Source organism: Aliikangiella litoralis, assembly GCF_052495765.1.
In genome coordinates this window covers 4483824-4506220 of record NZ_CP199292.1, presented here as the reverse complement: position 1 = coordinate 4506220, position 22397 = coordinate 4483824, and the positions used below count along the sequence as shown (strand labels likewise).

16 protein-coding genes are annotated in these 22397 nt (G+C 35.3%); 11 read left to right on the top strand and 5 right to left on the bottom strand.

Annotated features, from left to right (window positions below; translation table 11 throughout):
• Nucleotides 1-368: 368 nt before the first annotated feature.
• Nucleotides 369-2948: a BspA family leucine-rich repeat surface protein gene (locus ACT5E3_RS18790; RefSeq protein ID WP_444995089.1), complete on the bottom strand. Its 2580-nt coding sequence runs from the start codon at nt 2946-2948 to the stop codon at nt 369-371.
• Between the two features lie 508 nt (nt 2949-3456).
• Between ACT5E3_RS18790 and ACT5E3_RS18785 the strand changes: the two genes are divergently transcribed.
• Both ACT5E3_RS18785 and ssb read left to right on the top strand, forming a co-directional pair.
• The gene (locus ACT5E3_RS18785; RefSeq protein ID WP_444995088.1) at nt 3457-5022 is read left to right on the top strand and encodes an autotransporter outer membrane beta-barrel domain-containing protein; all 1566 of its coding nucleotides are present in this window, start codon (nt 3457-3459) and stop codon (nt 5020-5022) included.
• 224 nt (nt 5023-5246) lie between these two features.
• A complete protein-coding gene (gene ssb, locus ACT5E3_RS18780; RefSeq protein WP_444995087.1) occupies nt 5247-5750 on the top strand; it encodes a single-stranded DNA-binding protein in 504 nt (167 codons plus the stop codon).
• 538 nt (nt 5751-6288) lie between these two features.
• Here ssb and ACT5E3_RS18775 read toward each other — a convergent pair.
• A complete protein-coding gene (locus ACT5E3_RS18775; protein WP_444995086.1) occupies nt 6289-7716 on the bottom strand; it encodes a B12-binding domain-containing radical SAM protein in 1428 nt (475 codons plus the stop codon).
• A 341-nt stretch (nt 7717-8057) separates the two neighbouring features.
• On the opposite strand from ACT5E3_RS18775, the gene ACT5E3_RS18770 reads away from it, so the two are divergent.
• The 3 genes from ACT5E3_RS18770 (at nt 8058) to yghU (ending at nt 11842) form a co-directional block, all read left to right on the top strand.
• Entirely contained in the window at nt 8058-8843 is a 786-nt protein-coding gene (locus tag ACT5E3_RS18770) for a hypothetical protein (protein WP_444995085.1), read from the top strand.
• Between the two features lie 446 nt (nt 8844-9289).
• Nucleotides 9290-10810, top strand: coding sequence for a DUF6055 domain-containing protein (locus ACT5E3_RS18765; protein ID WP_444995084.1), 1521 nt, complete (start codon nt 9290-9292; stop codon nt 10808-10810).
• Between the two features lie 168 nt (nt 10811-10978).
• Nucleotides 10979-11842, top strand: coding sequence for a glutathione-dependent disulfide-bond oxidoreductase (gene yghU / locus ACT5E3_RS18760; RefSeq protein WP_444995083.1), 864 nt, complete (start codon nt 10979-10981; stop codon nt 11840-11842).
• Nucleotides 11843-11899: 57 nt separating this feature from the next.
• Here yghU and ACT5E3_RS18755 read toward each other — a convergent pair whose 3' ends face one another.
• Both ACT5E3_RS18755 and ACT5E3_RS18750 read right to left on the bottom strand, forming a co-directional pair.
• Nucleotides 11900-12496: a phosphatase PAP2 family protein gene (locus ACT5E3_RS18755; protein WP_444995082.1), complete on the bottom strand. Its 597-nt coding sequence runs from the start codon at nt 12494-12496 to the stop codon at nt 11900-11902.
• 211 nt (nt 12497-12707) lie between these two features.
• The gene (locus ACT5E3_RS18750) at nt 12708-13418 is read right to left on the bottom strand and encodes a metallophosphoesterase (RefSeq protein WP_444995081.1); all 711 of its coding nucleotides are present in this window, start codon (nt 13416-13418) and stop codon (nt 12708-12710) included.
• Between the two features lie 260 nt (nt 13419-13678).
• On the opposite strand from ACT5E3_RS18750, the gene ACT5E3_RS18745 reads away from it, so the two are divergent.
• The 5 genes from ACT5E3_RS18745 to ACT5E3_RS18725 all read left to right on the top strand — a co-directional run bounded on the left by ACT5E3_RS18745 (nt 13679) and on the right by ACT5E3_RS18725 (nt 19719).
• Nucleotides 13679-15379, top strand: coding sequence for a DUF418 domain-containing protein (locus ACT5E3_RS18745; protein WP_444995080.1), 1701 nt, complete (start codon nt 13679-13681; stop codon nt 15377-15379).
• Nucleotides 15380-15560: 181 nt separating this feature from the next.
• Nucleotides 15561-16136 carry a hypothetical protein gene (locus ACT5E3_RS18740; RefSeq protein ID WP_444995079.1) on the top strand — a complete coding sequence of 192 codons (576 nt, stop codon included), beginning with the start codon at nt 15561-15563 and terminating at the stop codon, nt 16134-16136.
• Nucleotides 16137-16291: 155 nt separating this feature from the next.
• Entirely contained in the window at nt 16292-18136 is a 1845-nt protein-coding gene (secD, locus tag ACT5E3_RS18735; RefSeq protein WP_444995078.1) for a protein translocase subunit SecD, read from the top strand.
• Nucleotides 18133-19056: a protein translocase subunit SecF gene (gene secF, locus ACT5E3_RS18730; RefSeq protein WP_444995077.1), complete on the top strand. Its 924-nt coding sequence runs from the start codon at nt 18133-18135 to the stop codon at nt 19054-19056. The genes secD and secF overlap by 4 nt, the downstream gene beginning before the upstream one ends.
• A gap of 294 nt (nt 19057-19350) precedes the next feature.
• Nucleotides 19351-19719, top strand: coding sequence for a hypothetical protein (locus ACT5E3_RS18725; RefSeq protein WP_444995076.1), 369 nt, complete (start codon nt 19351-19353; stop codon nt 19717-19719).
• A gap of 4 nt (nt 19720-19723) precedes the next feature.
• On the opposite strand, the gene ACT5E3_RS18720 is transcribed toward ACT5E3_RS18725, so the two are convergent.
• Nucleotides 19724-20251, bottom strand: coding sequence for a peroxiredoxin (locus tag ACT5E3_RS18720; RefSeq protein ID WP_444995075.1), 528 nt, complete (start codon nt 20249-20251; stop codon nt 19724-19726).
• 174 nt (nt 20252-20425) lie between these two features.
• On the opposite strand from ACT5E3_RS18720, the gene ACT5E3_RS18715 reads away from it, so the two are divergent.
• Entirely contained in the window at nt 20426-22342 is a 1917-nt protein-coding gene (locus tag ACT5E3_RS18715) for an EAL domain-containing protein (protein WP_444995074.1), read from the top strand.
• The last annotated feature ends 55 nt before the right edge of the window (nt 22343-22397 follow it).

Below are 22397 nucleotides of genomic sequence, written 5' to 3'. Positions count from 1 at the left end.
GTATTAAGAGGCGTAGTTGCGCGTTTAATATTAGTGTTATATTGGAAAATTGATCCTATAAAAGCGGATTACTGTATCAGTAAACGACATAATTTGTAAAATTATAAGTTACTGATTTACACTTTTTTACTCAATTTTTTTATTGATATACCTTTAAATTTTCTCACAAAACTAAAAAAATAAAGAGAATGTTCAGCATCTTAGCAACAGAGATTGAGGAGGCTACTTATCTTATTGGGTTTTACAAAAGCTGCTTTTTTTAAGGAAAATAAAAAAGGGAAATTTGTTATTGATTGAAAAGTTGGTTCGCTTAATTTAGAAAGTCGCCAGCTTTAAACTAATTGCTGGCAACTTTTATATTTTGGTGTTTATCGAACAGCGCTTGACGGAGGGATAAATACACCACCATCAGTAATAGTCCAGTTAAACGTTTCAGTTAAAGTATCTTTTGCTGACTGGCTTGAAGATGAGTAAGTACTATTGCCTGCGCTAAAGGTAACATTTCTATTAACCTCTTGAGTGCTCCAACCCAAGAGTAAAGCATCGTAATTAGCCGTTGATAGTGCAGATGAGAGAAACATATCACTCATCGTGTATGCCGATGTAATATTCCAGCCTCCAATATTTTGATCAAAAGCCGAACCTGCAAACATTCTGCTCATATTGCCCACACTAGAAACATCCCAGCCACTCAGGTCTTGGTTAAAATTGGTGGCCCCGTTGAACATAAAACTCATATTAGAAACTGAAGATACATCCCAATTATTGATTGGCTGATTAAAAGCTGTAGCGCCCCAAAACAAGCCTTCCATATCTGTGACGGTAGAAACATTCCAACTGTCAATCGGTTGATTAAAACTGGATGCGCCGGTAAACATAGTCGTTATATCGGTCAATGATGATAAATTCCAACTGCCGATAGGTTGATTAAACGTTGTGGCGATTTGAAACATACGGTGCATGGTTGTGACGTTAGAAACATCCCAGTTATCAATCGCTTGATTAAAAATAGTTGCGCCAGAAAACATCCAGGACATATCTGTAACAGAGGAAACATTCCATTGACTGATATTTTGATTAAAAGCAACGGCATTGGCAAAAATACCTTGCATGTTAGTAACCGATGAGACATCCCAGTTGCTGATATTTCCATTAAAGGCTGCTGCATCAGCAAATGTTGATCGCATATTGGTAACCGATGAGACATCCCAGTCGCTTAAGTCTTGATTAAATGTTGTTGCGTTAGAAAATGTGTTTTGCATATTAGTAACCGATGATACTTCCCATTGGCTGACATCTTGGTTGAAAGATGAAGCGCCTTCGAACATGTAGCTCATATCGGTAACATAAGTTAAGTCTGGAGTATCTATTGCATTGATAACCAGATTACTACAATTTTCAAATGCTCTATTCATAGAGCGCCATTGTCTATTTCCCCATTGTTCTACTGATAATAATTTTTGAGTATCACCCGCAGAGCGAAAATAAATTTGAGGGAAGTCACCACTAATTTCAATGTTGTAAGTGCCTGCTGCTGAATAAGTATGTGTAATATCGCCTGTTACATTGGTATCGGTTGAGCCATCGCCCCAATCGACTTGGTAGTTGTAAGTTGCACTGCTGTATGTACCTATTGTAATTTGGGTATCATTAGACGTACCTGGGTTATCGGTTTTCCAGCGAGTAATAAAAGGTACTTCGGTAATCGTTGTTATACTGATTGTTGCATTACTACTGCCATTATTATTAGTCGCGGTAATTATGTGAGTATTTTCTGAGGTGGCTGTTGGTGTTCCTGTAATTTCACAAGTATTTGTGTCGGTAGAAATAACGACTTGTAAACCCGCTGGTAATGTATCAGCGGAGCAATCGGTTAATGAGCCTCCGCCAGTATTAGAAAACTGATAAACGGGCATAGCGCTGTTGATGATATAAGTTTTTGGTGTTGAATCTGCTAATGCTGGTGGTGCTGTGCTGGCTACTACGACTATACTGACGCTGGCACTACCGTTACCTGCACTATTGGTTGCTGTAATCGTATGTGTGGTTTCTTGTTGAGCTGTGGTTGGAGTGCCTGTAATTTCACAAGTAGTACTGTCAGTTGAAACTGTGACTTGTAAACCAGCTGGTAATGTATCAGCGGAGCAATCGGTTAATGAACCGCCGCCATTATTCGCAAAACTTAAAGTTGGAATGACATTATCGACTGTATAGGTTTGTGGAGAAGCATCGGCTATGTTGGGTTGTGCCAAAGCTAGAGTAACAGTAATTAAAACGGTAGCACTACTGCTACCAATAGCATTGGTTGCGGTAACCGTATGTACTGCTTCCGATAGCTCTGTTGGTGTTCCACTAATTTCACAAGTATTACCATCACTGGAAATATTGATTTGTAAACCTGCGGGTAAATTATTGGCAGAACAATTCGTTAATAAACCGCCGCCATTATTAATAAAATTTAAAGGAGTAATTGGGCTATCAGTCGTGTAATTTTGTGACTGAGCATTCTCAAGTGATGGCGCAATTAATGAGGTGGTTATTGTGACAGTGACATTAATTAGCGTATCTAATAGAGCATCACTATTAGCTATTTGAATTTGGACTGTATAAGTATTGTTTCCGCTTGCATTATGTTGTGGTGGTGTTAAAAAAGCTAATTCACCGGTAGTTGCATTGATATTAAAAAGCGTTGAGTCTGAGCCATTTGCCAAACTAAAAGTTGGGTTATTAACGTCTGTTGTTGCTGTATATATTGTACCGGAAGTATTTTCTGCTGTGCTGATTTCAGCTTCTAAAATTAAACGCGGGGCAGGATCTTCGATAATGACTTCTTTATCGCCGCCACAAGCGGTGATTTGAGACAGTGCAATTGTAAATAATAAAAAAATAATATGAGAGTAGAAACGGGTATATAAAGCTCGCATGATGATGACAGTTCCTTGCTTCATTTAAACAACTTTTCAATTATTTAAATAGTGTTAATAGCCTAACTAGTAATGAAAGGTGGGTATTCTAACATACCAAACCAATGCAAAAGAAATCTTTATTGCATTCATTATTGATAAGGACTGTGATTGATAATGAAACCTCGTAATCTATTAATATTAAAGCCATAAGGTTTCTTTTATTTTCAAAAGGTTAATATTTTTAGCAGGGAACTTTGCCTGACTGATAGTTTGCAGGACTCTAATTTAGAGAGTTGGAATATTGTAGTGTCGTTATTGTCGTTATAGAAAATAAGCCGATCAATTTTTAATAATCCTGTATTGGCCATCACGCTTAATATAATTTATAATCGTCGGCTACTTAAGTTTCGATCATCTTATATCAGGACTTTAATACAACCAATTGGAATGGAATAACGTGAATACTACCTTTTATCAACTCATTCAGATAACGAAAAAAATGAAAAAATATTTTTTTGCATTCAACCTCTTTAGCTTTAGCTTACTGTTTATGCCATCAGTACAGGCTATTGATTTATTATTTAATGGCACCGACTCATCGGTATTACTTGCTGAGCCTGGTGGCGTTTATAGTAACACTTATAATGTGGTTGTTTCAGCTAAGCCAGAAACCAGTGACACTGATTTTTTTAATTCTAATTGTAGTATAAGCGGTCAATTGTTACTGAGCTCTACTACTGCTACTACGGATGATTATCAAATAGCCAGTGAATCATTTGTGATTAATACTACTCCGGCTGAGGCTTCTGCTGGACAAACCTTTACCAGTACTGACAATACTTTCACTGTTTTGGCAGATAGCTTGGAAGAAACTACAGAGGTAGTGACTATTGCAATGAGGGAGGTTTCTGTTGATTGTGGAAACTCTAGTACCGCGAGGATTAACAATACTCAATTATTGTATGTCAATATTTTAGATGCTTCGCAGGCCGAACTAAATAGTCGAGAAGCTTTAAATGAAGCTGGTCAAAGTACTTTAGTTTCTCAAGTTCAAGATATGAAAACCTTTGCTTTGTTATCTTCAACTACTCGTACTCGAGGTTTGATGAAACAAATTAACCGTTCTCGCCAGCGCACACAAACAATAGACACTTCTAATTTGAATTTATCACTCAATGGTGTGGCGTTAGATTGTAACTTATTACCTGCTCTTTGCAATTATGGTTTTAGTAGTAATGACGATTCAGGAGGAGCATCCGGTAATAATAATGTGAGCCCTTTAGGTTTCTTTGCCAATGGCTCAGTTGAATTGGGTGAGCGTAAAGGCGAAACCCATGGCAATATTGATTTTGACTCTAACTTTTTAAGTGTGGGTTTAGATTATCGAATTAATAATCAAGTGATTGTTGGAGCCGCAGTCAGCCGTGCAGCAACAGAGGCGGGAGCAAAAGATAAAACTTCCGCTACAGATTATGAGCAATTAGGTTTTTCTCTTTTTGGAAGTTATTACTTTGATAGTCAATACTATATCGATTTTATCGCTTCATTTGGCGATAGTGAATACGATTTACAACGTAAAGTAACGATAGGGCCAACTACAGGTTTAGCCTCAGGAGATACCGATGGTCAAGAAACAAATTTTGCATTAAGTACAGGCTATACTTTTAACTTTGATAATATGGAGCTCCGTTTGTCAGGGCTTTTGAATTACGCTGAAATCAGCGTTGATGGCTATCAAGAGCTAGCAACAGGTGCTATATCGGTTGCGACTGTCGATAAACTTGATTTAGAGAAATTTTTATCAAATATTGCGGCTGATTTTAGTTGGAATATCAACGCTTCGTTTGGGGTGATTATTCCTCAAGTGAGTTTAGGGTGGGAACATCATTATTCAAAGGATACCTTTGATGTTAATGGGGGACTTTCTGCGAATACAGGGACAAATAATTTCAACTATACCTCGCAGGTTCAAGATAATGATTATTTGACGTGGATGCTAGGTGTATCAACTATTTTGACTAATGGCTTATCTGCTTATGCAACCTTTGAGGGCTATGCTGGTCGGAGCGATCTAAAATCCAATACGGCATTTATTGGTGTTCGATTAGAGTTTTAGTTATTCTGTTGTCGCTTTTGTTAGCTAAGCTATTGAAATTACAATGGTAGTATTACTTTATTAGTGAATACTACCAATTGTTATCTAAGTCTTTATTCACCAGTTAAGTAAAAGCTGCTTGATCATGTCAGCTCAGAGAAATATAGTAGCAGTTAATCTAGATGGTTTGGTGAAAAAATGAGCTTTGCCAGCCAAAGTTAAATGTGAATGTTAGGAGTATCTTAATGGCCAGTCGCGGCATCAATAAAGTCATATTAGTAGGAAATTTAGGCCAGGATCCTGAAGTACGTTATACCCCAAGTGGTAGTGCTATCACCAGCTTGAGTCTTGCCACAAGTGAAAGCTGGAAAGACAAGAATACTGGTCAAATGCAAGAAAAAACAGAATGGCATCGAATCTCAATTTTTGGGAAGTTAGCTGAAATTGCAGGGGAGTACCTACGTAAAGGTTCTCAAATATACATTGAAGGGAAACTCCAAACTCGTAAATGGCAAGACAAACAAGGACAAGATCGCTATACCACAGAGGTCGTTGTTGATGGGTTTAGTGGAGTGATGCAAATGTTAGGCGGTCGTGCTGAAGGTGGAGCTGGTATGGGCGGAGGTCAACAGCGTCAAGCCGCACCACAACAGCAGCAACCTCAGCAGTCTTACGCACCACCACAGCAGCAGCAAGCGCCAGCGGGCGGAGGATTTGATGATTCGTTTGATGATGATATTCCCTTTTAGGCTGGAAGCTATATAAAATGTAAAAGTATCGTCTGAAAGCCGCTTAATATAGTGGCTTTCTTTGTTTTAGAGGGGGAGCTTTTCTAAGGAAGTCCAATTCATAAAGCTTTGTAAAAAGAGTAAAGAGCTTATTTAATCCTTTGTTTAAAGCGCTATTAACGTCGTTTAAAAATATGAAGATATCAACGGGAATCGAAAAAATATCGCTGTCAGCGGAAGATGCATCGCTTGGACCTTATCCATCTTTGGGTTTTGTTCCAATCTATGACGCCGAGCTATTAGCCTCTTTGGATAAGACATACAACTCGTTTTTGAACGGAGGGTTTAAAGGAATAGTTACGATTATGTGGTCAACTCATTGTTTTTCTTCTCTATGAGTAGCTCTGAACGTGATGCTTATATTTATTCTATTCCCGAAATAAAGAGAAACGAATACTCTATTCAAGTGCTTTTGGATATCATCATTCAAGGGTTTGCAGAAAATTTAATGTTTTTATGGTGCTGAAATTCGAACATACTTGATAGATTATATTAAGGCTCAAGACAACTTTTGTTGAGGAGCAATCAAATCCATAACAATCTTTTCAATTGGGAATCTATAATAATCATTATTGCAACGCCAACGAGAAATTGTGTTCAACAGCGAAAATAAACGTCGTTCTTTTTGCCCCCAAGAAAACCGATTATAAAATTTGAAGCGTTCAACTAACTTGTAGGTTTCGGGCCTTACCCAGGGGCCTTTAGAGCCGACAAAATCAAACTGGGCCCACTCTTTTAAATTTGAAGGCGGCGTATAATTTGTATGGTGTCCATCTATGTCTAAACTGGAACCTGGGTAGGGTTTATAATAAAAAATAGGTGTTTCAAAATCAGGACTCATATTCCTTAGCTGTTTAACCATATTGAGTGATAATTTAACATCCTCATCTGACTCTCCGGGAAAGCCAATAATAAAAGGAAAAATAGCCGCTATTTTATGTCTTATGCATTTTTCTGCGGTATTAAGAATTTGTTCAATCGTTACGTCTTTAGCGATACGTTTTAACATCTCAGGTGAGCCAGATTCAACGCCAACCATAACTCTTCTTAGCCCGGATTGTTTACATAATTTGAAATGCTCATCAGACAAGCGGGAGCCCTGATCACCGCGTAAAGTCGCAGCCCAGGTGAACTTAGTCCCCAGCCGCAATAAGTTTTCAGCAATAGATTCAGTACGCTTGCGATAAGTAAAAAACGTTTCATCCTGAAAATTGACATCGTCAAACTGGTACCTTTGCCACAGGCGGTGTAATTGTTCGCTCATTTTTTCAGGGCTTATCGCCGACCATTTTCGTTGATAAACAAAAGGATCTGCACAAAATGCGCAACGGAAAAAGCATCCGGTGGAAGATATATAATCGAGTTGACGTTTTTTCTTGAGCTTGAAATAGGATTCGACAGGAACAAGCTCATAATTAATTTCGGGAAAATCATCCATTGGCAGTAATGCTCTTGCTGGATTTCGCATCGCTAATCCAAGCTGTCGAAAAGCGATGCCTTCAACCCCTTCTAACCCCTGATTATTGCTAAGCCGCTCGACTATTTCTTGAAAGGTTTTTTCGCCTTGTCCCTGTACGCTGACATCAATACAAGTTTCTTCTAACGGACCTAGTGGGAAAAGAGAAGGGTGCCACCCTCCCCAAATAGTTGTTAAAGTCGGTATTTTAGATTTAACTGCACGTGTTACTTGTAATGCGTCAAGAATAGGGGCTCCTGTTAGCACTGTAACGCCAAAGCACAAAGCCCCCTCAATTTCCTTTAAAACTAGCGCAAGCGGATCTGGCTCTAGCCGAGCATCAATGATTTTTATTTCGTAACGCTCAGGATCTAATGTTGAGCCCAACGCCAGTAAAGACAGCGGAAGTGTATAAAAAACAGCCTGAGGGTTGTAAAGAACGATTTTTTTCTTTTTTATGTTCTTAGTCATAAATTTCAACTTCGTTGTTGAATATCAGAGTTTTAGAATAAAAGGATAGTCCACGAATATCACTCAGGTCAATGTGAAAAGGTGCAAAAGTCGCGATATGGATAAAGCGGGCTGGGTTCAATGTTGGACATTTGCAAACTCGAATATGATAACTAATATCTATATAAAGACACCTCATTCATGCGTGTATTCTGACAATAATTTATGCTTATCTCTTGCTCCAATGTTATTAATTTGTTTTCTTTTTAATCGCTATGTTTGTAACATACTGGCGTTTAAACTGTGTCGTTCGCTGGTCAAATTGAGTGATAATAACTTGCTGCTCAACGAAAAAATGAAAAATGGATACTGCACTAGAAGTCGATAAAATACTGAACAACTTGCTTAGGGGGTTAGCACACAATTCTGGTGAAGCAATTTACCAAAGTCACCGTGAGCTTTTTGAAATTGGTGAAATCGCTCTGCCAGCAATCGAAAAGCAGTTGATGTCTTATAAATGGAACGGAAATAAAGTCGGCGTTGAAATTAGTATTTTTACAGGTCTCTTAGGATTGATTCATGATATTGATGAAAAGAGAGCTAATGAAGTCAGTGCAAAAATTCGAGAAAAGGGATGTAGTAAAATTGTCGATGGCAGAATTGATTCGATCTTAAAGTTCACTTTGGATGAATTTAACTCTTTTCGAATTAGGAACGTCAATATCTATCAGTCAAAAGAATTAATTGATACCCAAAGAATAAAAAATAAAATAACAAAGTGGCTCTCTTTAGTTCCTGAAGAAGACCTTGAAGAGGTAGAGCGGCTTTATTTGATTCCTAAACAAAATGTTGATTACAGAGGGACCTACATGCCAATCCTCTGTAGCATAATGGTGGAATGGGATATTACTACTTCTCGATTTAACCCTTTCTCGTATTTCTTTTTATTGAACATAGAAACGACGCTGTATCATGAGATTGGCCACCATGTGCATAGGCATTCTTTTGGCCAAGATCCTGAACAGGAAAAAGAAGCGGATCAATATGCTGTAAAAATATTAGTGAAAAACCACCCAATATTAAAGCGAGTTGTGAAAGTTGTCAGACTCATACTTGGGAAACGTAATAAAAACAAAGGTGAGGGTTAAAAAGAAAGTGTATTTTGAATAGTTACTTCAAGCCAGCCCAAGCAAAAGATTATGTCTACGAAGTAATACAAATTTTTTATACCTGTCGCTATACAAAACACAAAATAGGATAACTGCCGTTTCCCCCATTTTGATAAATTTTATTTTTGATGTTTTATCATGGATTGACTTTTAAGGAGTGTTGGTTAGGCGATAATTTGACATATTGTGAATTTAGAGTGATAAGCTGGCTTACTTTTAAGAGTAGGATTATATTACCATGTCACTTAAGCTGTTGATTTATAAAGGATTAGCTAAATATTAGTAAAACATCAGTGTAAATATACAGCAAACCCCCGACTTTTTTGGTAGATATAGAGTGATGGTTGAGCCCTATTATGAGGTTGTATTAAATAGTAGTGGTTTTAATAAACTAATTTACATTTTGTTGAGAATTAAAAATATCTATGTCTTATACATTTAAAGCGTCACCTAAATTATTATTGTTAGCTTATTTATGCTTATATTTTTCATTATGCACTGCAAATGAATTTTCTCCACCCGCTAACTATAGTCCGCAAAAAGCTAGAGTGATGGGGGACGTTGCTAGTGTATTAGCGCTTCGTAATCCATATGGTGCAAGAAATGTTGTAGAGTCAGAACATTTTGCTTATTGGTATGATAATGAGTTTTTAGGTCAAGAAAACTTACTTCGTGAAGAACTCGATAGAATGGAATATTCTTGGCAAGTATTGATTGAAAACCATCAATTTTCTGCACCATTAGATCAATATAAATTAAATATTTACTTAGAAACTGCTGGTGGCCATGATGTGCCATTTAAAGGCTTTTCTGGTCAAGCATTAGTCGATGATGATGGCTATCCATTTATTATGATGAGCCGAGAAGTTTTAAATTATACAGGTGAGAATTCGTTATTACATTCAACCCATGAATTTTTTCATACAATTCAGTTTGCTTATGGTGAAATGTCTAATTATGGAGTGTATCGAGATAGAGCCACTTGGTTTATGGAAGCTAGCGCAGGTTGGGCTGCTAACATAGTTTGGGGGCAGTTAGAGTTAAATGAGCTTTTTGTTTGGTCATTGTCGCAAACACCAGATTTGTCGCTTGATTACGATGGACGTAAAGAACAAAGTAATGAAGACTATACACCTGCTAATGTTCATCATTATTCAATGGTTTTCTTCCTTGACTTCTTAGCGCAAAGTACAGCAACAGATATTATTCAAAAAGTATTAGAAAATATGGAAATGCAAGTTGCACAGGGAGAGTATCTCAATGCTTTAGCGACCATTAAAAAAATTGTTTCAGATGATTTTGGACTGGAGTTAGCTGATATTTTTACCGAGTATGCTGCTAAAAATATTCTGTGGGATTACCCTGAGGGTGACCTAATTATGCAAAAACAAACAAAGCAAGATATTAGTCAAATTAGCCGATATTTAGGTGACCATTATCAAGTGTTTAATCATTGGGTTTATCCTGGTGAAAGTTTACAACCAGGTAAACCGATGAGTTGGGGAGCCTCTTATTTGTATTTTGCAAATCAAGAACTTGAGCAAGTTGAGTTTAGTTTTCAATCTGAAGTTGATACTAGCTATCAATCAGAAATGGAATGGCGTTTAGTACTGGTGTTGCCAGGTTCTCCAATTCAGTATCAGTCAATTGAGGTTGTGGATAATAAGGTCGAATCATTGGTTATTAATTTGGCTAATAATAACGAGTTTTGGATTGCTATTGTACCTATAGGTCCAACTAATCATTTAAATCAGCGTTATGACTTTGCTTATCAATTTGCTAAAGTTGGCGAATCACAAGCTTATCAACCAGAACCTTTACCTGAGGTCGAAGCTTATTCATCAGGTGGTGGCGGAGCAGGAAGTAAAGCCTTATTATTATGTTTATTACTCATTTTGAGCCTTTTTAAATTTAGAAAGTTGTACTTATTTGTTTTTAAAATTTAATGTTACTACCTTGTTATTTGAAATAAAGACAATATATTGAATACTGTTTTTTCATTAAATATTTTTCAGTCGTTAGTAATATTTTTAAATGATAATTATCTAAATATAAGATCTTAATGTAAGACTGCTGAAGTTAAGCGATTAAATAATAAACATAGGAATAGTATAATGAGTAATTTGCAAAGCTACACACCGCCAAAAGTGTGGAAGTGGGAATCAAAGAATGGTGGTGAATGGGCCAATATTAATCGACCTATATCAGGCGCTACTCATGACAAAGTATTACCTGTTGGTAAACACCCTATCCAACTTTATTCACTAGCAACACCCAATGGGATTAAAGTGACCATAATGCTAGAAGAGTTACTTGCCCGTGGTTTTTCTGGTGCTGAATATGATGCACATTTAATCAAAATAAATGAAGGCCAGCAGTTTGGAAGCGGCTTTGTTGATATCAATCCTAATTCCAAAATTCCAGCTTTAGTTGATAATAGTACTGATACACCAATTAAAGTCTTTGAATCTGGTGCGATCTTATTGTATCTGGCTGAAAAGTTTAATGCATTTATTCCACAAGAACTTTCGAAAAAAACAGAATGCATGTCTTGGCTTTTTTGGCAAATGGGAAGTGCCCCTTATTTAGGTGGAGGTTTCGGGCATTTTTATAGTTATGCGCCTGAGAAAATAGAATATTGTATCGATCGGTTCACGATGGAAGTCAAACGTCAATTAGATGTGCTCGATAAACAGCTTGCTGATAAAAAGTTTATTTGTGGTGATGAGTACACTATTGCTGATATTGCTATTTGGTCCTGGTATGGCTCATTAGTGCTAAATAGGGTATATAATGCGGCAGAATTTTTGGAAGCTCACACTTATACTCATCTTATGAGATGGGCTAAAGCCGTTCTATCTCGACAGGCTGTTCAGCGAGGCATAAAAGTCAATCGAACTTGGGGAGAACCAGAAGAACAGCTACATGAGCGCCATAATGCCAGTGACTTTGAAACAAAAACACAAGATAAAATCTAGTATTTTTGCAGCAGCTTATACGGTAAAAATGTATTAAGCTGCTGGTTAATTTATTCGTTAAGCAATATACATTACAGAGAATATTTGGAAAGCACACCAACCTAAGGCTGCACCAGGCAATAAGTCTGCAACATAATGCTGTTTGGTATAGAGCGCACTTAATGCGATTAATACTGGAAATAACATTGGCCAAGCACCTAACCAAGGAGTGTTACTCATTAGGTGAAGAGCGGTTAAAGTCGCAACACTGACATGCATACTAGGAAAGCAATTGCTAGATTTATCAAATCGATGAACTAATTTGAGTAACCAAACCGAATAACGATCACCTTGTATGTTTTCTCGCCACGATACAGGGGTGGCTACTGGGTAAAAATAAAAAAATGCCATTTGCATAAAGAGCAAAATAAAGTAGCTCATCGCGGTATAATTAAAGGCGCGCATCCCATCAACTGAAAAAATAATAAGTATTATCACCGGATAGTAAAGGCCACTATAAACCCATGTCCACTTAGGCTTTAAGTGAAATTTCTTGTCAAGAAAAGTTTCTAAATTTTTGGGTTGGCGTTTAGCATGGTTTTGAGTTAAAAAATAAAATTGATAGACACCGACAATTAAAAATATGCACATTAAAATGTAAACTGCTAGATCCATTTTGCCCACCTTTTTCGAATGTTTATTGTTTAAATAGTGATGGAAAGAGTGGCAAAATGGAAAAGATAGGACAATATTTTGTTGATTAGTCGAGTATTTTGTTACTTGAGATAACTTTTATTAATACTTTTTATGAATGAACGCTGAGAACTAATTGTATTTTTATATGAGTATTGGTTTTTATATTCGATTAATGCTTTGAGTAAACGTTTTAATTGGAGGGAGTTAAAAACTTATTTGGTTCGATAAACCCAATATTAAAGTTTCGATAGCTACCTAAATCAAGAAAACTACGATTTTTTATTGTAGTAATTTGTTCTTTAATAGTGTGGCCATGAAAAATATGATCTATGCCACTAACGGTTTGCATTTTTTCTTCGTCAGCAATACTTGCTTTTGACCATAATAGAGTAAACAGAAGGGGGTTGTAAGAAAAGTGTTTATTAGGAAGCTCTTTTAGTTGAGAAGCAATATCACTCCAATCTGCAACTGCCGGAAGGTTTGCATGGACTAAACCAACTTTCTTATGATTGGTTATTGCTAGTTCGATAGCAATAGGTTGTTGAATCAGTGACTGATAAAAGTTTGCTAAGTCATTATCAGATAAATCTTGCGCCCACTCACCGCCCCATGAATACCATTGCTGTTTGGCTATATCATTGTTGCTTTCATAGGCATCGATTAACATGATTTCATGATTACCTAATATAGAGTAAAACCATGATTCTTCCAAGTAATCAAACGCGAGTATAGAATCTTCTCCTCGATCAATTAGGTCGCCCAAACAAAATAAGCGATCTAAATTTTTATCAAAACCACAGTCTTCTAGTTTTTCTTCTAATAAATAAAAATGGCCATGAATATCTGAACAAATAAAGTCTCTACCGTGTAAGTTTTGTGTGAAGGTTAAAAATTTACCCATAGATATATCTGAAAATTTAGCTGTTGAATAACTCGTTTTTGATTAAATTAAAGTAGCAAAGATTAGCTATAAAAGAAATAAATAGCAATAGCTAGCTGTTACATATATCTCTATCCAAAAACGATTAAGTATTACTGAACTACTTGAGTAATACACACAAATACACACTCTTGGGGGTTCTGTAACATTCTTTATGTTAACCAATTGCATTTTTTATTCTATGATTAATAAAATTATTAATTTATAAAGAGGTTACCTGGATGTCTGAAAGTAATAATACCAACGGAGAGGTCTCTTCGGCAGCCTCATCGAACAACTCTACCAAAACCAATGCTAATTTAGCGACTACAACTAAAAGCTTATCACCAATTACTGACTCTGAACGTTTTGGTGTCATGGATGCACTCAGAGGTTTTGCATTAATTGGTATTCTTATGATGAATATTGAATGGTTTAATCGCCCAACTGGTGAGTTAGGCCAGTTTGATCCTGCAATTAGTGGGGTTGATTATGCTGCTAGCTGGTTTGTAAAAGTTTTTATTGAAGGCAAAATTTATAAGCTATTTGCATTATTATTTGGAATGGGGTTTGCGGTAATGTTACTTAAAGCTCAACAAGCTCAAAGACCATTTAATGGTATGTTTATTCGCCGTATGTTAGCTTTGTTTGTCTTTGGTATGGCACATTTTATATTTCTTTGGGATGGTGATATTTTACATGATTATGCTATTGCTGGCCTTTTACTTTTAGGTTGGATAAGCCTTACCAAAACAAAGTTTCTACAGCGCTTTTCACAACCAGAATCTTTTCGAAACTTTGGCCTTACAGTACTTGCTTTGCCTATTGTGGTTTCAACTATAATTGGTTTTGGAATAGGGATGACTACAGATCGAATTGAGCTTGATAGACAATGGAGCGAACGTCAAGAAATTGTTAGTTTGGCTAATGAGTTAACTGAAAAGGCTAGGTTAAATTCAACTGCTAAAAAACCAGTAAGTGAATCAGAAAAGATAGAAAAAGATATTGGTAAAAGTGAAAGCTCTGAATCCCCCTCCAAAATAGTTGCTGAGAAACCATTAGAAGAAGGTAATAATGAGTCTATCAATAAAGGAGATGCTACAGCTAATAAGTCAGATATTGAAAAGGTTGAATCAACCGAAAATAAAGAAGCGGTAAAAGATGATGTGACTAAAGAAGAAGAGAAAGATATTGACTTAATGACAAGAGAGGAACGAATTAGTTATTTGGCCGAAAAACGTTCAGAGTCTAAAATTAAAAGAGAAGAAAAAAGTCATAAAGAAATTGCCGCGGTAACTGATTCTAATTACTTATCTGGAGTGGTTTGGCGTTCTCAAAAAGCTCTGCCTGCAATTGGAAGAGCCGTGATGTTTTCACTACTATTGCTTTTACCTATTTTTCTTCTAGGATATTGGCTAATTGCAAGTGGTGTTTTAAAAAATGCTAAAAACAACATGATATTATTCAAGTCGCTGGCTTGGCTTGGAATGATTTTTGGTTTTGGCATAACCGTTGCTTCTTTAACTATTCTTCAATACCCCGTCACAAAAGAAACAACAAATGTCAATATTGTTGCTAATATGATGTTTCAGTTTTCTCAAGTGATTGTTACTGCTGGTTATCTTGGTGTTGCTGTTTGTATGTATCAATCTGAAAGGTGGCGCTCTAGACTAGATCGCCTTGCTCCGCTTGGACGTATGGCATTAACCAACTATATTATGCATACGGTTATTTTAAGTACGTTATTTTATGGTTATGGTGCTGGCATGTTTGGACAAATATCAAGGGGCCCCCAACTGTTGGTTGCTATTGCCATTATTATTTTCCAATTAATACTTTCTAAATGGTGGCTTAATCATTATAAATTTGGTCCATTAGAGTGGTTTTGGCGTTGTTTAACGTATAAAAAAATTCAACCAATGAAGCTAGTAAAAGCCAATTAATATCGATAAAAAATAAAATCATTTAAATTAAGCCTATATTTACCATTTTAAATATAGGCTTTTTATACAGCAATATTGAACAGTTTCTATTGTGTTTTTTATTTTTATCCCCATTATTAGCTAGACCTCAATAACTTTGAGAGTAAGACTGTCTAAAGATAATCTTCTAAAGATACTATTGATGAAATGCTTATATAATAAAATATTTCTACTTTTCATACTGCCTCTCCTGTTGAGTTGGACTAATTTGAGTCATGCTGAAAACTATTTAAGTCCACCTATAGCGACTGTTAATAGTGAAGCCATTTTTGATGTAGAAAAATTAACATTGCAAGATGTCAATTCTATCGCTAGCTCGTTAACAATTAACAAACCTGCAAACGATGATATTAAGAGTAATAACTTTGATAGTAATGAAGTGAATGGTGGTGAGTCTGAAATATTAAATGACATTGAATTACTTTATGAGTCTCCCTCCATTTTATTAAAATTAAATCAATATTTTCCTGACGGATTACCATTTACATCAACGCTTTTAAATGCTGTTTTTTTTAGGAGCTATACTCAAACTAATCCCATCTACTATTATAAAAGTATTCAGGAACCTCCTTTTTTTATCTTTCAATCATTTGATGAGTTATTTTCTTTATTAGACGTAATACCTTGGTTTATGCAGCCAGTACAGTTTGTGAAAAACAGAGTGTCTGGCTGGAAAGAAGGCAGCTTTCTGTATACCGCTTGCATTACCTATTATTAATCTCTCTTCTACTTTGTTTAGCTAAATAAACGTCTTCGGATTAGCTGTTTTTTAGCGCTATCCATTTTTACTTTAATTAATTATGAATAAAACGATAAGTTTTATCTGTTTTTATTTTTAGATTAATTGTTGTTCAATTTTAGAGAGATTTTAAAATGAAAACTATTTCAAAGAATATGAGGTGTAAACCTCAGGCTCGCGTGGGTATTAAACAATATTCTTGCTGGCAATATCTGACTATCTTCACTGTATTAATATTTTTACTTATTAGTATGCTACCCAATATTTATAGAGAACAAATCGTTTTGCAGGTATCTAATAAGTATGAGCCAGCTCAAGTTGTTAGTGCAAAAAAAATAAAGAAAATTTTGTCTAAGGAAGGTTTTTCTGTTAACTCAATTAGTTCACAAGAAAATAGTAGTAATATCATTTTTGATACCGAAAGTGATATTGGAATAGCTGAAAAAATATTGATTGGAAAATTAGGTGATAGTTATACCGTTAAACAAATAATAAAAAATAAGATGCCACTGTGGCTTAAGCGTATTGGTGCAGAACCTATTAAATTGGGGCTTGATTTAAGTGGGGGAGTGCTATTTATATTAAGTGTTGATGTAGAGCGTGCTTTTTCTGAAAAAATACAACTCATTGAGCAAACAATAAAAAAGTCAATGAAAAGTAGTGGTGTTTACCATTCAAAAGTCAGTATTAATTCACAAAATCAAATAGTTATAAACTTACAATCAAAAAACAAGTTTAAACAGGTGGTTTTGGATATGCAGAAACAATTTCCAACATTGACGGTTCAATTCCTTAATAATAAAACAGCCTTGATTTTCTATTCTGATGCTGAAAAAGTGAAATATCATCAAGAAGTCATGTCACAAGTTTTAACAACAATGCGAGGGCGAATTGATGAGTTGGGTATTACAGAAGCGGTAACGCAGAGATTAGGTAAAAACAGAATTCGAATTGAGCTGCCTGGAGTTAAGGATCCTAAAGAAGCTAAAGCAACCATCGGTGCAACGGCAACACTTGACTTTTATCAATTACAAGCAAAAAGTAATAAAGCCTTTAAATTAACAAACGGAGAATCTGTTAATGTTGCTCCTATTCCTATTTTTTCTGGCGAACATATTATTAATGCTCAAGCTGGTCGCGATGAGATGGGGATTCCATTAGTCAACTTGGTACTAAATGATATTGGTGGCGAAAAAATGCTTAAGTTCTCGTCTGAAAATATCGGTAAACCTATGGCTAGCGTTTTTTCAGAGTATTATCAAAATGCTCAAGGACAGAGCGAAAAAGTCAGTCGAGTTATTAGTATTGCAACCATTCAGTCGCAGTTAAGCGCTCGATTTAGCATTACTAATCTTTCTAGTTTCCAAGAGGCAAAAAAATTAGCACTATTAATTAGAGCTGGTTCTTTAACTGTGCCAGTTACCATTGTAAAACAACGTACAATCAATGCAACTCTTGGTGATACAAATATTCAAAGTGGAATGTTGGCGCTAGCTTTAGGGATAGCGTTGACTTTATTATTTATGGTGATTTGGTATCGACGCTTAGGTTTAATTGCCAATTGCACCCTGCTTTTAAACTTATTATGTTTACTTGGCTTGATGTCGTTGCTTCCTGGGGTTGTACTAACGTTACCAGGAATTGCTGGTTTTGTATTAACTGTTGGTATGGCTGTTGATTCAAATGTACTGATTTTTGAGAGGATTAAAGAAGAAAAAAAGCGCGGTAGAAGTTTAGCGCTGTCTGTTGAATACGGATATCGAAATGCTTTTGCGACAATATTTGATGCAAATATAACAACATTAGTAACAGCAATAATTTTATACACTATTGGATATGGCGCTGTAAAAGGATTTGCTATTACTTTAGGTCTTGGTATTTTAACAAGTATGTTTACTGGAGTTTTTATTTCTCGTGTGTTAACTAACTTGTTTTATATTCGTTCTGTTTCAAAATCAAACTGCTCAGGAAGATCATGATGAATTTTTTATCTAAAAATATTTCATATTATCGTTACTCAGGTTTAGTTTTATCGCTTATTTTTATTGTCTTTTCTATGTATGCTTTCTTGGCTAAAGGGTTAAATTTAGGGGTTGATTTTACTGGTGGTTTTATTACAGAATTTTCGACGAGCCAAGCTGTTACTCAAAGTAAAGTACAGCTATTGCTAGAAAAAAATATTCATGGTCAATTTAAATTAACTTCAACTGGTGACTTGTCTAATTGGAGTGTCCGTCAACCAGATGTTAATGATGGGAGCACAAGCCAGTCATGGTTAGATGCTCTTAGTCAAGAACCATACTTTCTTAATAATCAAATTGTCATTAATGCCTTAGATTCCGATTACCTGGGATCTCAAGTTGGAAAAGAGCTGATAGAACAAGGTGGCCTTGCTATGCTAACAGCGCTGATTATTATAATGCTTTATCTGTCTGCACGCTTTGAGTGGCGTTTTGCCGTCGGTGCTATATTAGCGTTAATACACGATATTATTCTTGTATTAGGTCTTTTTGCATGGACAGGTTTAGAATTTAATTTAACGGTATTAGCGAGTTTATTGGCAATAATTGGTTATTCTCTAAATGATTCAATTATTGTGTCGGATCGTATTCGAGAGTTAATGAAAGAAAAAAGTAAAATGGATTTAAACAAGATTATTAACCTGGCAATCGCCTCTACTTTTAGTCGTACTTTAATTACTTCAGGTACGACACTTGCGACAATTATTTGTATCTGGTGGTTAGCTGGTTCTCCCCTAGAAGGATTTTCTGTTGCATTATTTTCAGGTGTTCTTGTTGGTACTTTCTCTTCAATTTGCATTTCAGCAACATTTCCTGAAGTGTCTGGACTAGATGCTCGGCATTACGAAATAAAAGATAGTTTAGATAAAGAGTTTTAATATTAACCAATTATAAGAAATCAAAGGGAGCTTGGGCTCTCTTTGATTTTTAGGGAGAAGGTTTATTTTGATATATTTACCAAATAATTGAGCGAATTGACGACTGTTCTAACTACTTGAATTTATTAGTTATATAGAAGACTTTAAGTTCTTGGTATTTGTTTCTAGTAAAAACTTTGTTCAAAGTTTGACGGGGTTCACTAGAATAAAGTCTCTTTTTTATTGTTTGCCTTCTATAATTGTCTGAGATGGATAGTTATTTTTATGAGTTCGGAGATTGGTTAGGTGTAATGCATGTCGGAAGGTTTACAGTCAAAAAATATCATGATTGTTGGTAAAAGCATGGTGGCTAGAATGATGATTCAAGATGGCATTATGTCCCACTATCCTGATTGGGAGTTTATCCAAGCTGCATCCATTGAAAAAGCTGCTGACTCATGCTGGGAAATGCAATTTGACTTTATAATAATTGATTCTGTTATATCAAATAATACGGATTTAGATACACTTTCTAATATTCTTAAAAAACAAAAAAGGGCGAAGGCAGCTATTATGGTTAAACAGCTACCTAATGAACTTATGTTAAAAATTAATCAGTTAAAATTATTTATGCTTGATAAACCTATTTATGGAGATGATCTGATTAACTTTATAGAAAGTTAATGAATTAACTTTTGATATTTGGTTTTTGTAGTTTTTTCAGTAGTTTCAACAACTCTTGTGAGTGTACCTTCGGTGTAACATCTTTTATATGGTAAGCGATTTTTCCTTGTGGGTTAACAATAAAGGTTTGTCGACTTGCATGCGGCCAAGGTAATAGGCGGTCAACTTTTAGCGCCTTACTGAGCTGAGCGTTGGTATCTGCAAGCAAAATAAAAGGCATATTATGTAATTCTGCAAATTCTTTGTGAGAGTCTACATCGTCATAACTCACTCCTATGATTTCTGTATTCAGCTTTTTAAACTGTTGATAATCTTCAGTGAATTTTTGTGCTTCTAATGTACACCCAGAGGTTTTGTCTTTAGGATAAAAATAAACAATTAGCCATTGGCCAATAAAATCATCGTTAGTTCTAACTTTACCCGTTTGATCTGATAGCTGAAATTGGGGTAGAGGTACACCTTCCCAACGATTAGAATTAGCGGAAATAGAAAAACTTGCTATTAAAAATATGATTATTAAGAATGATTTCACAGAATCTCTCCTTATTATTAAATTATGATGAGTCAATTGCTATGATACGGCTTTTATTGGTAGTAAACAAAGGACTTATTATCTCAATTTAAAATAAAAATAATGGTTAGATGTACTAAGCTTGGTATATGGGCTTGGTCTATCATTTTTGCTGGAGCAACTTGGGAGAGCGGGGTGGTTAAACATCAATTAAAGCAATTAATCATACTTCTTTTGATTTTAACTTCTACTTTTTTATGGATTATTAATTCTCTATTGGTTGATAAGGCTAGTCGACAAAATGCAGATTATCAATCACTTAAAGCTGCTACTATTTCTCGTATAAATCTACTGGTTATAAATTCTCAAATTTCTGAGCGACAAAATCTCGGTTGGTTATTACAGCAGCTAGACAATGAGCCCGAAATTAGTTATTGGCAACTTTTTAACACTCAAAATAAAATTTTAAGTGAAAAGTCTATTGGCGAGCCTGAAGGCTTTAGTCAAAACTTATATATACATGGAGATAAAGACAAAAGTGGTTTGTTTACTTTAAAACTCTATTTTAAACCCACTGACTTTCAAAGCCCCTTTTGGAGCTTTGAATTTATTTTATTAATAGGCTTATTTGTATCTAGTATTGTGATGACTGTCTATTTATTGTTTCGTTGGGTTTTTCAAGTTGAAAGTTTTGCTGCTTATCTGTTGTCGGATAGTAATAACTTGTCGAAAGCTAAATTTGAAAAAATATCTAATCCAATTAGTCGAGTTATTAACCAGTTAATCTTAAAGAATAGCTTGCTAAACAAAGATAAAGTTGAGTTGACCGAGCAAATCAGAAAAATATCTTATGTTGATGAGGTGACTGGTTTGGGGAACCAGTTGTTTTTTAAAGCTGAATTTCAAGTGCGCTTACATAATCATGAAGAAGATGAATCTGGACTTTTTATGATTATTAGTTTTCATGAGTCAGATTTACCTGAATCCATTGTTTTAACTGATAGCATGTTGAAAGCAATTGCTAATTTATTAAAAGGATTTAGCAAAACGATTTTAAATTCATTAGTTGCACGTTTACGAGACAATGACTTCGCGCTTTTGTTGCCTAACCAGTCAAGAGATAATACTGATAAAATTTGTAAAACTTTAATTTCCCAACTTGATAAAAGCTTGTTCGATACGACACCTATAAAAGATAGGTTTGTTGATATCGGTATATCTGCATATAAACAAGGTTTTGATTACTATAAAGTGGTAGCAGAAGCAGATATGGCTTTACGCAACTCTCAGCTACAAGGTGGAAATAACTGGTATATGTATGGCGAACCTTTAGCTGATAGTCAAGTTAGAGGGCATTTGCGCTGGCGTAATTTTTTAAGTGTTGTTCTTGAAAAAAGACAGTTGCAATTATTTGGTCAGCAAATTCATTTTTTTAATGACAATGAAATTATCTATCAAGAAGTGTTAGCCCGAATAGAAGATGGTAAAGAGGTTATTGCCGCTGACACTTTTTTACCAATGGCTCACGATTGTGGTTTAGCCACCGAGTTTGATAGACAAGTCGTTGATGGTGTAATTAAACATTGCCTATTTAATGAGTCTTCTATCAGTAGCCATTATTATTCAATCAATTTATTTATTTCTAGCTTATTGGATGAGTCTTTTGTTTCTTGGTTAATCACTAAATTATCAAGCTACCCTAAGCTTTCACAGCATATTATCTTTGAAATTAAAGAGTCGCATATCAATCAGTATTTAATCAATTTGCGCAAAGTGATGTCTAATGTGGTTGAGCTAGGGGCTAGCTGGTGTGTTGAACACTTTGGAGCGCCTGATGAAGATTTATCTTTTTTAGATATCTTACCAATAAAATCGGTAAAAATTGATCGACGTGTAATTTTTGATATCGACAAAAATAAAGAACAACAGCTTTTATTAAAGTCTTTAATGATTAATTTACAAAGTAAAAAAATTCAGGTGTTTGCCGAAGGGGTAGAAAAGTCTGGTGATGCAGAATATTTAAAAAAATCACGAATAGATGCGGCTCAAGGATTCTTTTTTAGCCAGCCCAAACGTATGAAAAATATAGAAAAACATCTAAAAGCTGTTTAATGATAAAACAGTTATTTTAAATAAAAATCCCAGTTGGCAGGAACAAACTGGGATT